Origin of the sequence: Pseudomonas fluorescens (assembly GCF_902497745.1) — a bacterium.
GTDB classification, from domain to species: Bacteria; Pseudomonadota; Gammaproteobacteria; order Pseudomonadales; family Pseudomonadaceae; genus Aquipseudomonas; species Aquipseudomonas fluorescens_BM.
In genome coordinates, this window is record NZ_CABVHJ010000018.1 from 128095 (window position 1) to 141056 (window position 12962).

Consider the following 12962-nt stretch of genomic DNA (forward strand, 5'->3'; position numbering starts at 1 on the left):
ACCGCAACAAAAATGCAGTAGGCGAAAAAACTAGAGAATGTAAGGAGAGGGAAAATGTTCGAACTCGTAGACAACATCCCCGCAAGCCCGGTAATCAAAGTTATCGGTGTTGGCGGTGGCGGCGGCAACGCTGTCAATCACATGGTCAAGAGCAACATCGAAGGCGTTGAATTCATCTGCGCCAACACTGATGCTCAAGCGCTGAAAAACATCGGCGCGCGTACCATTCTGCAACTGGGCACTGGCGTGACCAAAGGTCTGGGCGCTGGCGCCAACCCTGAAGTAGGTCGTCAGGCCGCTCTCGAAGACCGTGAGCGCATTGCCGAAGTCCTGCAGGGCACCAACATGGTGTTCATCACCACTGGCATGGGCGGCGGTACCGGTACCGGTGCTGCGCCGATCATCGCCGAAGTGGCTAAGGAAATGGGCATTCTGACCGTTGCTGTAGTAACGCGTCCGTTTCCGTTCGAAGGCCGCAAGCGTATGCAGATCGCCGATGAAGGCATCCGCATGCTCTCGGAAAGCGTCGACTCGTTGATCACCATTCCCAACGAGAAGCTGCTGACCATCCTCGGTAAAGACGCAAGCCTGCTGTCGGCTTTCGCCAAGGCTGACGATGTACTGGCCGGTGCCGTTCGCGGTATCTCCGACATCATCAAGCGTCCGGGCATGATCAACGTCGACTTCGCCGACGTACGAACCGTGATGAGCGAAATGGGCATGGCGATGATGGGCACTGGCTGCGCCAGCGGTCCGAACCGTGCACGTGAAGCCACTGAAGCGGCGATCCGCAACCCGTTGCTGGAAGACGTGAACCTGCAAGGCGCACGCGGCATCCTGGTGAACATCACCGCCGGTCCTGACCTGTCTCTGGGTGAGTACTCCGACGTGGGTTCGATCATCGAAGCCTTCGCTTCCGAGCACGCCATGGTCAAGGTCGGTACCGTTATCGATCCGGACATGCGCGACGAGCTGCACGTGACCGTGGTTGCCACTGGTCTGGGCGCGAAAATCGAGAAGCCTGTCAAGGTTATCGACAACACCGTTCATACCTCCATGGCTTCCGCCCAGGTACAACAACCGGCTGCGGCCCGTCAGGAAGCGCCAGCGGTGAACTACCGTGATCTGGACCGTCCGACCGTCATGCGCAACCAGGCTCAGGCTGGTGCTGCGGCTGCCGCGAAGATGAATCCGCAAGATGATCTGGACTACCTGGACATCCCGGCTTTCCTGCGTCGTCAGGCCGATTGATGGAATGTATCAGGGCTATGAAGGTGATTGGTGTTCAGCAAAGGCATGGTCTGCTATCATCGCCAGCCTTTGTTGATACCAGTTCGCAATTTGCGCTGAAGCGGCCCAAGCCATGATTAAACAACGCACACTGAAAAATATTATCCGTGCCACAGGTGTAGGCCTGCACTCCGGTGAGAAGGTCTATCTGACCCTCAAGCCTGCGCCTGTCGACACTGGCATTGTGTTTTGTCGCGCTGACCTCGACCCTGTGGTGCAGATTCCTGCCCGCGCGGAAAACGTCGGTGAAACCACTATGTCGACGACGCTGATTAACGGCGACGTGAAAGTGGACACGGTAGAGCACTTGCTCTCGGCCATGGCTGGCCTGGGCATCGATAACGCCTACGTCGAGCTCTCCGCGTCCGAAGTCCCGATCATGGATGGCAGCGCTGGACCCTTCGTATTCCTGATTCAATCGGCAGGCCTGGAAGAACAGGACGCCGCCAAGAAATTCATCCGCATCCTGCGTGAAGTGACAGTGGAAGACGGCGACAAGCGCGCCACTTTCGTCCCTTTCGAAGGGTTCAAGGTGAGCTTCGAGATCGATTTCGATCACCCGGTATTCCGGGACCGCACCCAAAGTGCAAGCGTGGATTTTTCCAGCACTTCGTTCGTAAAAGAAGTCAGCCGCGCCCGTACCTTTGGTTTCATGAGTGATATCGAGTACCTGCGCAAGCACAACCTCGCACTCGGCGGCAGCGTTGAAAACGCAATCGTTGTTGATGCCGATGGCGTACTGAACGAAGACGGCCTTCGCTATGAAGACGAATTCGTGAAGCACAAGATCCTCGACGCGATTGGCGACCTGTACCTGCTGGGTAACAGCCTGATTGGTGAGTTCAAGGGCTTCAAGTCCGGCCACGCACTGAACAACCAGCTGCTGCGCAAGTTGATTGAGCAGACAGATGCTTGGGAAGTGGTGACGTTCGAAGACGCCAGCACCGCACCAATCTCTTACATGCGCCCGGTTGCGGCAGTGTAAGTAAAAAACCTCTCTAGTTTTTTGAAGGCCATCTTTGGATGGCCTTTTTTTATGCCTGCAATTTCTCTAGTGCCTGATCCGGCCTCTTCGCGAGCAAGCTCGCTCCCACAGGGGAATGCATTTCAAATGTGGGAGCGAGCTTGCTCGCTAAGGTGCCGGTGCAATCGCCACAGACCTGTCAGGCAGCCACCACCACCCGATTACGCCCACCTTCCTTGGCCTGATACAACGCCTTGTCCGCCGCAAACAGCAACTGCTCCAGCGTCATCTCGCTCGCCACCGTCCATGTGGCGATGCCAATGCTCACCGTCATCTGCCGCTCGGCCCCGTCGACCAACGGCAACTGCTCCACCGCTTGGCGAATATGCTCGGCAATCAGCCGCGCGCCATGCTCATCGGTCTCGGCGAGAATCACCGAAAATTCCTCGCCGCCATAACGCGCAACCAGATCAGCCGGTCGCCGGACATTTTCAGCAATGACCCGCGCCAGCGTCTTCAACGCTTGATCGCCCGCCTGATGCCCATGCCGATCGTTGAACGCCTTGAAGTGATCGGCATCGATCATCATCACCGACAGCGGTTTGCCTGAACGTTGAGCGCGGAACCACTCGTGACGCAGTGCTTGGTCGAGCATCCGCCGGTTGGCCACCCCCGTCAGCGCGTCGGTGGCGGCCAATTGCGCCAGTTCGTGCTCGGCGCGCTGACGTCGGCGCAACTCGCGGGCCAGCAGCCAGGTCAGCCACAACAAACCCACGCACAACACGCCCGTGGCCCCACTGATCAACAGCGCGGTGCGGCGCCAGGTGCCGAACACTTCATCGCTGGACAGCGCAACCATCACCGTCAACGGCAAATTGCCAACCCGCGAATAGGTATAGAGGCGCTGCTGATGATCCATGCTCGAGGTGCTGGTGAAACTGCCGCTGCCGTCCTTGTCGCCCAGGATCCGCACGACATTGGGGCGGTTACCGAAGCTTTTGCCGATCGAATCGCTTTGCAGGTATGGCTTCTGTGCGAGCAGGACGCCGTCACTGTTGATGATGTTCAGCGTGCTGTCTTTGCCGATGTCGAGGCTGTTGAACAACTGATCGAAGTAATCGAGTTTTAGCGAAGCCACGGCCACACCGGAGAATTCACCGGTTTGCGAGGAGATCCGGCGGCTGAAGCTGATGCGCCACTGATTGGCCTCGTCGCAGTCGCAACGGGTCTTGAACGGGCGGCTGATAAACATGCCGGCATCGCGGTTGAAGGCGTGGGCGAGGAAGTAATCGCGGTCGGCAAAGTTGCCCGGTTTTGGCTCGATCCGCGAAGAGTCGGCGACGACGTCCCCATGCTTGTCGAGGAGCAGAATGTCGCCCTTGAAGCGTGCCGTGGTTGAGCGGTCGAACAGCGCCAGATGGCGGATCTGCGGCGAGACATCCTGCAGGTCATCACGCTGGGCGGCGGCGATCAGGCCTTGCAGGGTCAAGTCATACAACTCGACGGTGCGCAGCACATCGGCGTCGATCAGTTGCGCAATGGTGGTGGCACTGCGGGTGGCCGACTCCTGAGCGTTGGCGTGCTCGCGGATCAGCAGGAACGTGACGATGCACAGAATCGCGATCACGGTCAGCGAACTGCCGCAGATCAGCAGCAGTTCGGGGCGTCCGGTCTTGCCCGCCATGGGTGGGGTACGGCTCGCGATCATGATTGGGCTGTCGGTTGGGGAGTCTTATAAGCGTAGTAGGCCAAACACCACAGCCGAAGCCAGAAACCATTCCCAATGTGGGAGCGAGCCTGCTCCGGGCGGCGTTCCGACGAAAGCGCCGTGTCATTCAACATAGATGTCGATTGATAGACCGCTTTCGCGAGCAGGCTCGCTCCCACAGGGCGGGCATCACTGAATTCAAGATGGTGTTATGGCGCCGATCTTAGAAGACGTTGATCGGGTAGTCGATGATTACGCGGTATTCATCTGTATCCGAATCAATCACGCCGTAGCCGTTGCCGCCACGGTTGGTTGCCCATTGCAGGTGGACTGCCAGATCTTTGGCCTGACCGCTCTGCACAACGTACTGCAAATCGAGGTCGCGCTCCCAATGCTTGGCGTTGCGGCCCTCGGCGCTGTACCAGTTGGAATAGCCTTTGCTGTCGGGGTCAACCTTGGTCAGGTCGACAGTGCCGCGCGAGTAAGACACAGACGAGGTCAGTCCCGGTACGCCGACACCGGCGAAGTCATAGGCGTATTTAAGCTTCCACGAGCGCTCGTTCGGGCCGTTGAAGTCCGAGTATTGCTGGGAGTTGTCGAGGTATACGCTGTCGCCCTGGCTGATGTAGTCGAACGGCGTGTTGCCGTTGACCCGCTGATACGCGGCAGTAATGCTGTGATTACCGACGCCAACGGTGAAATGCAGGCTGTAGGTGTTGTTGTCGATGTTGCCCAGCAACGCATCCCCGGTGTCTTGCGTGTGATAGAAGTGCAGGCCTGGGTTGAGGCTGACCAGATCGTTCAACTGCCAGGTGTAGTCGAGGTCGTAGTAGTACTGGTTCCAGATGTCCTTAAGCTCGGAGGCGTAAAGGCTGCTGGTCAGGCCTTCGACACCGCTCCAGGCCACGCCGGCCCAGTTCAGGTGCTGGCTCTCATCGCCGTCGGCCAATGTCCCGTAAGAAGTGCCGATGCGCGTGTGGCCACTCTGGTTGTAAGGCTTGGTGAAACTGGCCTGGCCGCCTTCGATCAACCAGCCGTCGAAGCTGTGGTTGGTCAGGCTCACACCACGGAAAGTCTGCGGCAGCATGCGCGTTTCACCGCCGGCAATCACTGGGTTGGTGAGAAACAGATCACCAGCCTTCAACTCGGTATCGAACGCGCGCATTTTCAACGTGCCTCCCGCCGTGGAGAACGCTCCCGGTGCTTTGCCGCCATTCTCTCTGACCGGCAGAATGCTCGAGCCGTCGGTGCCGCCACCGCCATCCAGCTTCAACCCGAGCATGGCATGGGCATCAATGCCGAAACCGACCGTGCCTTCGGTGTAACCCGATTTGAATACGCCGAGAAAGCCCTGGCCCCACTCGATGTTGTCGTCCGCTTTCTGCAAGCGGTTGCGATTCATGTAGTAGTTGCGGGCGTTGAGGTTGAGGCTCGAGCCTTCAACAAAGCCTTCTTTGGCGGCCTCGTCGGCGTGAGCGGCCGGGGCAATCGTTGCGGCAATTGCAATGAACAACGGAGTGAAGCGGACTGGGTAACGCACGTGCAATGGAGCTCCTTGGGTCAACTGGCGCCTCTTTATTTTGAGGCGCTCGATGTTTCTTGTTGTTACAGACGAACCAAACGGCTTTCAGACCACAACGAAAAAAGGCCGCTGAAAGGCAGCGGCCTGGAATGACGACGGTTGAACGGGAAGAGCCAAACAACCGCGTCGAGGGAAACGTTGGCGCGGTGCGCGGCTCAGCTGTCTGTCTCGCTTGCTTGAGTCTGGGAAGTGGCAGCCTGCGGGGCTTGCGAGGCGTCTTGCGCCTTGGCCATCACTTCGGCCTGATACTGATCGTAGGCCTGCGCGCGAGCGACATTGTGCGCCACGAACGACTGCGATTCTTCAGCCATCGCCATCGGCGACAGGATCAATGAGGACAAAACGAACGCGCTGGCAATACCCATACTGTTGGACATCTTGAAAACCTTCTCGCTTGGCGAGTGCTGTTTGGTGCGGGCAAAGATAAGGTTGCCGGGCGTTGGGAAACAGCGTGATTTTCATAAATGACTGTTACAGCAGAAGCAAAAGTCACCCCCTCACCCCAGCCCTCTCCCCCAATGGGGCAAGGGGGAAAGGGAGCAGATTGGGGGCTTTTCAAAGCCTGAGTTCGACTCGATATTTCAATGTCAGTCAAAGGCCCCTCACCCCAACCCTCCCGAAACGTCGGACCGCCCGTAGGGAGAGGGAGCTGACCGAGGTGTCTGGCGTTGTACATCGACCTGAAAGATCGAGTCGATTATGGATTCGGTGAATCAAGATCAGGTCGGTGCACATTTGCAGCATCCCCCAATCAGTCCCCTCTCCCTCCGGGAGAGGGTTAGGGTGAGGGGCTTTTTAGACCGGCAAATAAATCCCGAAAGTATTCATCCCCCGATCACTGCGCACGAACACATCCCCACCATGCATCAGCGCAATCGCCTTGACGATCGCCAGCCCCAACCCATGGTTATTGCCACTGTTACTGCGCGACGCATCGACCCGATAAAAGCGCTCGAACAAGCGCGGCAAATGCTCGCTGGCAATCGGCGATCCGGGGTTGGCCACACCAATACTCACCTGATGCTCTTCCACCTCGATCCGCACCTCGATCACCTGACCCGCCTCAGTGTGCTGCACCGCATTGCTCAACAAGTTGATCAACGCCCGACGCAAATGCGCGACCTCGATTTGCACCAGCGCATCACCGCTGACCCGCACTTCAACCTGCGCATCTTCAAGAATGAAATCCAGATATTCCAGCGTCGTCGCCACCTCATCTGCCAGCGACGTCGAGGTCAGTTTGGTCGCCTTGTTGCCCTGATCGGCACTGGCCAGAAACAGCATGTCATTGATGATCGAGCGCAGCCGTTCCAGCTCTTCCAGATTCGATTGCAGCACCTCGAAGTAGTGTTCGGCAGAACGCCCACGGGTCAGCGCCACTTGCGTCTGGCCAATCAGATTGGTCAGCGGCGAACGCAACTCATGGGCGACGTCGGCGTTGAACGATTCCAGTCGCGAGTAGGCCTGTTCGACCCGTTCCAGCGTTGAGTTGAACGAGTCGACAAACTGCTCCAGCTCAGGGGGCAGCGGCGACAACCGCAAGCGTCCAGCCCGCAACGGTGGCGCCAGTCGTTGAGCTTCATGGGACAGTTTGATCAGTGGCTTGAGGCCGATCCGCGCGACCCAGTAACCCAACGCCGACGCCATCAGCACACCGACAATCGCCAGCCCGATCAGCGCGATCAACAGATTGTGTTGAGTCTCGTGGAACGTCTCGGTATCGATGCCGATCATGAAACGCAGCGGCGGGCGTTGATCCTTGGCCGGCAACTCGGTCAGCAGCACTTTCAGCGGATAAGGATGGTCGGGCAACTGCAGGTCATGCATGCCCAACGGGCCTTGGGCGAAGGCGCGAATTGCCGCATCCGGCTGACCATATTCGTAACCCGGATCGCCGCTGACCACCCAGAAACGAATGCGTTTGTCCTCTTCGCCAAGCAGCTTCAACTTGGCGTTGATCTTCACCCAATGCTCCGGCGTGCCGAAACGATTGAGCGCCGATTCGAGCACGCTGTAGCGCGCATCCAGCTCGGCTTCTGGCAGTAATCCCAAGCCTTTGTCGACCTGCTGATACAGCGCGCCGCCGATCAACAGAAACACCACTAACGCCACCAGCGTGAACATCCCGCTCAAGCGCAGGGCAATCGAATTACTGGACACCACGGCTCTCCAGCACATAACCCATGCCGCGAATGGTGTGCAGCAATTTCTCGTCGAACGGCCCGTCGAGTTTGGCGCGCAGGCGCTTGATCGCGACTTCGACGACGTTGGCATCGCTGTCGAAATTGATGTCCCAGACCATTTCGGCAATCGCGGTTTTCGAAAGGATTTCACCTTGCCGGCGGGCCAACACGCTCAACAGCGAAAACTCCTTGGCGGTCAGGTCCAGCCGCGTGCCGGCGCGAGTCGCCTTGCGGCTGATCAGATCTATCCACAGGTCGGCGATGCTCACCTGCACCGGCTCATGTCCGCCACTACGCCGGGTCAGTGCTTGCAAACGTGCGACCAGTTCAAGGAATGAAAACGGTTTGCCGAGGTAATCGTCGGCCCCGTCGCGCAGGCCTTTGATGCGATCTTCAACCCGCTCGCGAGCGGTGAGCATGATCACCGGGGTCTGCTTGCGTGCACGCAATGCGCGCAGTACGCCGAAGCCATCAAGGCCCGGCAACATGACGTCGAGGACGATCACCGCGTAGTCGCTTTCCAGCGCCAGATGCAGACCCTCGACGCCGTCGCGGGCCAGATCCACGGTGTAACCCTGTTCCGTCAGACCGCGGTGCAGATAGTCCGCGGTTTTTTCCTCGTCTTCGATAATCAGAACGCGCATGACCCTGCCTCAGTCTGTGGTCGCCAGTGCCGGTGCGGGCGATGGGGCTGGTGGGTGTGAGTGCCGGTGGAACAGCCGCTCAAGCCACAAGTATATGACCGGAGTGGTAAACAACGTCAGCATCTGGCTGACCAGCAAACCGCCCACCACCGCGATCCCCAATGGTTGGCGCAGTTCGGCGCCGGTGCCGTAACCGAGCATCAGCGGCAGCGCGCCAAGCAGGGCGGCGAGGGTGGTCATGATGATCGGCCGGAACCGCGTGATGCACGCTTCGAAAATTGCATCCTGCGGCGACAGGCCTCGGTGGCGCTGCGCTTCGAGCGCGAAGTCGATCATCAGGATGCCGTTCTTCTTGACGATACCGATCAGCAACACCAGCCCGATCAAGGCCATGATCGAAAAGTCCTGGCCGCAGATCCACAGCATGATCACCGCGCCCAAACCCGCCGCCGGCAATGTCGAAATGATCGTCAGCGGGTGCACGAAGCTTTCATAAAGCACACCAAGAATGATGTACACCGCCACCAGCGCCGCGAGAATCAGCCATGGCTGACTGGCCAGCGAACTCTGGAACGCCTGCGCCGCGCCCTGGAAGTTGCCGCTGATCGCCGTCGGCATGCCGATCTCGGCTTTGGCCTGATTGAGCAGAATCACCGCATCGCCCAGCGCCACACCGGGCGCGAGGTTGAACGACAGGTTGGCGGCCGGGAACATCCCGTCATGGGCAATCGACAACGGGCCAATGGTCGGCGCATCGAATTTGGCCAGCGCCGACAGCGGCACCATCTCGCCACTCAGCGGCGAGCGCAGGTAGAAATAGTTGAGGCTTTCGGCCTTGCCGCGCTGCTTGGTGTCCAGCTCCAGAATCACGTTGTACTGGTTGACCTGGGTCTGGAATTCATTGATTTGGCGTTGGCCGAAAGCATCGTACAGCGCCTCGTCGACATCGCTGGCGGTGAGGCCGAAACGTGCGGCGACGCTGCGATCGATGCTGATGTGGGTGATGCTGCCGCCCAGTTGCAGATCGTTGGAAATATCGCGGAACGCCGGGTTGCTGCGCAGTTTTTCGGTGAGGCGTTGCGTCCATGTGGCGAGGGTTGCGCCGTCGTTACTCTTCAGCACGTATTGGTACTGCGCGCGGCTCGGACCGGAGCTGAGGTTGATGTCCTGGCCGGCGCGCAGGTAGAGGACGATGCCGGGGACTTTCATCAGTTGCGGACGGATACGGTCGATAAACTGGCTGGCGCTGACGTCGCGGTCGCCACGTTTTTTCAGGGCAATCCAGAAGCGGCCGTTGGCGATTGTCTGGTTGCTGCCGGAGACGCCCACCGAGTGTGAGAACGCCTGCACCGCCGGATCGGCGGCGACGATTTCGGCCATCGCCAAGTGTTTTTTCACCATGTCGCCGTAGGAAATATCCGCAGCCGCTTCAGTGGTGCCGAGGACGAAACCGGTGTCCTGCACCGGGAAGAAACCTTTGGGGATAAAGATGTAACCGCCGATGGCCAGCGCCAACGACAGGCCGAACACGCCGATCATCAATTTCTGATGGGCGAGGGCGCGGCGCAGACCTTTCTCGTACCAGCCGAGCAAGCGCTCGCTGAACCCCGGTTTGGCGTGGGCATGATGCACCGGTTTGCGCATGAACAGCGCCGCCAGCGTTGGCGCCAGAGTCAACGAGACCACCACGGAAATCATGATGGTCGAGGTCGCAGTCAGGGCGAATTCCTTGAACAGGCGCCCGACCACACCGCCCATGAACAGCAGCGGAATAAACGCCGCCACCAGCGAGAAACTGATCGACACCACGGTAAAGCCGATCTCGCCAGCGCCCTTGATCGCGGCTTCGCGCATATCGTCGCCGGCCTCCAGATGCCGGTGGATGTTTTCCACCACGACGATGGCATCGTCGACCACAAATCCCACGGCCACCACGATCGCCACCAGCGTCAGGTTGTTCAGGCTGAAACCGAGGAGGTACATCAAGGCGAAACTGGCGATCAGCGACACGCCGAGTACCGCCGAAACAATCAGGGTTGCCGACAATTGGCGCAGGAACAGCGCCATCACCGCCACCACCAGCAGGATCGCGATCAATAGGGTGATCTCGACCTCATGCAGCGAGGCTCGAATGGTCTGGGTGCGGTCGATCAGGGTTTTCACCTGCACCGAAGCGGGCAGCATCGCTTCAAGGCCGGGCAGGGCGGCTTGAATGCGGTCGACGGTTTCTACGATGTTGGCGCCGGGCTGGCGCGAGATCACCAGGTTCACACCGGGTTGATCACCGGCCCAGGCTTGCACGTAGGCATCTTCCGAACCGTTGACGACTTTGGCGACATCGCGCAGGTGAACCGGGGCACCATCCTTGTAGGAAACGATGAGTTGGCTGTAATCCTCGGGGTGGAACAACTGGTCGTTGGTCGATAGCGTGGAAATGCTCGATTCGCCGTACAGCGCACCTTTGGCGAGGTTGAGGCTGGTCTGCTGGATCGCCAGACGAATGTCGGCAAGGGTCAGGCCGATCGCGGCGAGTTTGTCCGCCGAGGCTTGCACGCGGATCGCCGGACGTTGCTGACCGGTGATGTTGATTTGGCCTACGCCGTCGATCTGACTGATCTGACGCGAGAGCAGGGTTTCCACCAGATCGCTGAGTTCGGTGCCGGGCATTTGCGTCGAGCTGACGCTGAGAATCAGCACCGGGCTGTCGGCCGGGTTGACCTTCTTCCAGGTCGGCAGGGTCGGCATGTCCTTGGGCAGTTTGCCGGCGGCGGTGTTGATCGCCGCTTGGACTTCTTGTGCAGCGGTGTCGATGCTTTTATCGAGGGTGAATTGCAGGGTCAAAAGGCTGGAGCCGAGGGCACTGCTGGAGGTCATCTGGGTCATGCCGGGGATGGCGCTGAATTGCACCTCCAGCGGCGTGGCCACGGACGAGGCCATGGTGTCGGGGCTGGCGCCGGGCAACTGCGCTGAGACCTGGATTGTAGGAAATTCCGCTTCCGGCAGTGGGGCGATTGGCAAGCGCGGGAAGGCAATCAAACCGACCAGCACCAAAGCGATGGTCAGCAGGATTGTCGCCACCGGATGATCAATGCACCACGTGGAGACGCCTTTGTGCGCCTTCATGGTTTCGGCTCCGTTTGCACCACCTGCGCCGGCTCGCTCATGACTTGCACGATCGAGCCGGGTTTGAGCCGCGACTGGCCGTCGGTGACCAGAACATCGCCGGCCTTCACACCTTTGATAATGTCCTGGCCGCTGCCTTGGTAAACCATCTGCACTTGCACGGCTTCGACCTTGTCGCCGTTCACCCGGTAAACGAAGTGTTGGTCGAGGCCACGTTGTACGACGGTGGGCGGGACGACCAGCGCATCTTTGTCGAGGGCTGTCTGAATTTTTACCGTGACCAGCAGGCCGGGCCAGAGCTTTTGGCTGGCGTTGGCGAATTCGGCTTTGGCGCGGATGGTGCCGGTGTTGGCGTTGATCTGGTTGTCGATCAGGGTCAGGTGACCTTCGCCGAGCAGGTTGCCGGTTTCGCCATCGGTGTCGGCGCCGATGTAGGCCTTGACCTGTGCGCGTTGCGGGTCGTTGATCAGGCCTTGCAGGGTCGGCAGCATTTGCTGCGGCAGGGAGAATTCGACGGCAATCGGGTCGATCTGGGTAACGGTGAACAGGCCGGTGGTGTCAGTCATGCGCAGGAAGTTGCCTTCGTCGACTGTGCGAATACCGACGCGGCCGGTGACCGGGGAGCGGATTTGCGTGTAGGAAAGTTGTACTTGCGCTGCATCGATGGAGGCTTGGTTGCCTTGGGCGGTGGCTTTCAGTTGGTTGACCAAGGCTTGTTGCTGGTCGTAGGTCTGTTTCGAGATGCCGTCGTCGACGGTGAGCAGTTTGTAGCGTTTGAGGTTGACCAGGGCGACTTGCAGTTGTGCCTGGCTTTCGCCCAGTTGGGCGCGGGCCTGGTCGAGGCTGGCGCGGATGGAGCGGTCGTCGATGGTGGCCAGCAGGTCGCCTGCTTTGACGAGTTGGCCTTCTTTGACGAGGATTTTGGTGAGGATGCCGTCGATCTGGGGGCGCACTACGACGCTGTGTAATGAGAGTACGGAGCCGATGCCGCTGGTGTAGCGGGGGACGTCTTTTGCGCTGACCGCTATGACTCGCACGGGGATGGCGGTGGGGGTGGCGAGTTTGGTGGGGGCGGGTTTCAGGGCGTACCACAGACCTGCGCCTGCGAGGACGATCAATAGGGTGGCGAGCAGGGCTTTGTTCTTTTGGATTCGCATGCGGGGTGGGCGCCGGACGGAGTTTGGGCAGGGTTAGGGTCTTTATAAACTTGTTTGGGGGTCAGGAGGGTGACGGCTAGCTGTCGGCGCTGTCAGTTTTCTTTGGGTGTATATCCGTTGCTGCGGGTGTGGCTGATTAAGGTTCCGCCCTTACGGCGGGTCACTTTTGACAAACGCCTCAAAAGTAACCAAAAACGCTTGCTCCTACGTGCGGCCCGCTCGCTGGGGCTCGGGGTTCCTTCGCTCCGGGATCGATCCGGGCGCAGCGTCTCCGGTTTGCTTCGCTGCACCTACTCCCGCTGTGTTTGGCT

General features: G+C 59.4%; 9 protein-coding genes. 2 read left to right on the plus strand and 7 right to left on the minus strand.

Annotation, left to right across the window (positions count from 1 at the left end):
- Positions 1-54: 54 nt before the first annotated feature.
- Both ftsZ and lpxC read left to right on the plus strand, forming a co-directional pair.
- Complete coding sequence (gene ftsZ / locus F8N44_RS24190; RefSeq protein WP_007916986.1) at positions 55-1251, plus strand: cell division protein FtsZ; 1197 nt, start codon at positions 55-57, stop codon at positions 1249-1251.
- 112 nt (positions 1252-1363) lie between these two features.
- Entirely contained in the window at positions 1364-2275 is a 912-nt protein-coding gene (gene lpxC, locus F8N44_RS24195) for a UDP-3-O-acyl-N-acetylglucosamine deacetylase (RefSeq protein ID WP_007916984.1), read from the plus strand.
- A gap of 178 nt (positions 2276-2453) precedes the next feature.
- Here lpxC and F8N44_RS24200 read toward each other — a convergent pair whose 3' ends face one another.
- The 7 genes from F8N44_RS24200 to F8N44_RS24230 form a co-directional block, all read right to left on the minus strand.
- On the minus strand, positions 2454-3962 hold the full coding sequence (locus F8N44_RS24200) for a sensor domain-containing diguanylate cyclase (protein ID WP_150652057.1): 1509 nt from the start codon (positions 3960-3962) through the stop codon (positions 2454-2456).
- A 223-nt stretch (positions 3963-4185) separates the two neighbouring features.
- Complete coding sequence (locus F8N44_RS24205; RefSeq protein WP_150652058.1) at positions 4186-5502, minus strand: OprD family porin; 1317 nt, start codon at positions 5500-5502, stop codon at positions 4186-4188.
- A gap of 197 nt (positions 5503-5699) precedes the next feature.
- Positions 5700-5921, minus strand: a complete 222-nt coding sequence (locus F8N44_RS24210; protein WP_150652059.1) for a hypothetical protein — start codon at positions 5919-5921, stop codon at positions 5700-5702.
- 418 nt (positions 5922-6339) lie between these two features.
- Positions 6340-7704 (minus strand): heavy metal sensor histidine kinase, encoded by a 1365-nt coding sequence (locus F8N44_RS24215; protein ID WP_150652060.1) that lies wholly within the window; start codon positions 7702-7704, stop codon positions 6340-6342.
- The gene (locus F8N44_RS24220; protein WP_007916978.1) at positions 7694-8371 is read right to left on the minus strand and encodes a heavy metal response regulator transcription factor; all 678 of its coding nucleotides are present in this window, start codon (positions 8369-8371) and stop codon (positions 7694-7696) included. The genes F8N44_RS24215 and F8N44_RS24220 overlap by 11 nt, the downstream gene beginning before the upstream one ends.
- 9 nt (positions 8372-8380) lie before the next feature.
- Entirely contained in the window at positions 8381-11494 is a 3114-nt protein-coding gene (locus tag F8N44_RS24225; RefSeq protein WP_150652061.1) for a multidrug efflux RND transporter permease subunit, read from the minus strand.
- Positions 11491-12651, minus strand: a complete 1161-nt coding sequence (locus F8N44_RS24230) for an efflux RND transporter periplasmic adaptor subunit (RefSeq protein ID WP_150652062.1) — start codon at positions 12649-12651, stop codon at positions 11491-11493. The genes F8N44_RS24225 and F8N44_RS24230 overlap by 4 nt, the downstream gene beginning before the upstream one ends.
- Between the last annotated feature and the right edge of the window lie 311 nt (positions 12652-12962).

What these genes read in the sequence shown, in the direction of transcription:
- lpxC (WP_007916984.1), top strand. Translation starts at nt 1,364, where the DNA reads ATGATTAAACAACGCACACTGAAAAATATTATCCGTGCCACAGGTGTA.
- F8N44_RS24220 (WP_007916978.1), bottom strand. Translation starts at nt 8,371, where the DNA reads ATGCGCGTTCTGATTATCGAAGACGAGGAAAAAACCGCGGACTATCTG.
- F8N44_RS24230 (WP_150652062.1), bottom strand. Translation starts at nt 12,651, where the DNA reads ATGCGAATCCAAAAGAACAAAGCCCTGCTCGCCACCCTATTGATCGTC.
- F8N44_RS24210 (WP_150652059.1), bottom strand. Translation starts at nt 5,921, where the DNA reads ATGTCCAACAGTATGGGTATTGCCAGCGCGTTCGTTTTGTCCTCATTG.
- F8N44_RS24200 (WP_150652057.1), bottom strand. Translation starts at nt 3,962, where the DNA reads ATGATCGCGAGCCGTACCCCACCCATGGCGGGCAAGACCGGACGCCCC.
- ftsZ (WP_007916986.1), top strand. Translation starts at nt 55, where the DNA reads ATGTTCGAACTCGTAGACAACATCCCCGCAAGCCCGGTAATCAAAGTT.
- F8N44_RS24225 (WP_150652061.1), bottom strand. Translation starts at nt 11,494, where the DNA reads ATGAAGGCGCACAAAGGCGTCTCCACGTGGTGCATTGATCATCCGGTG.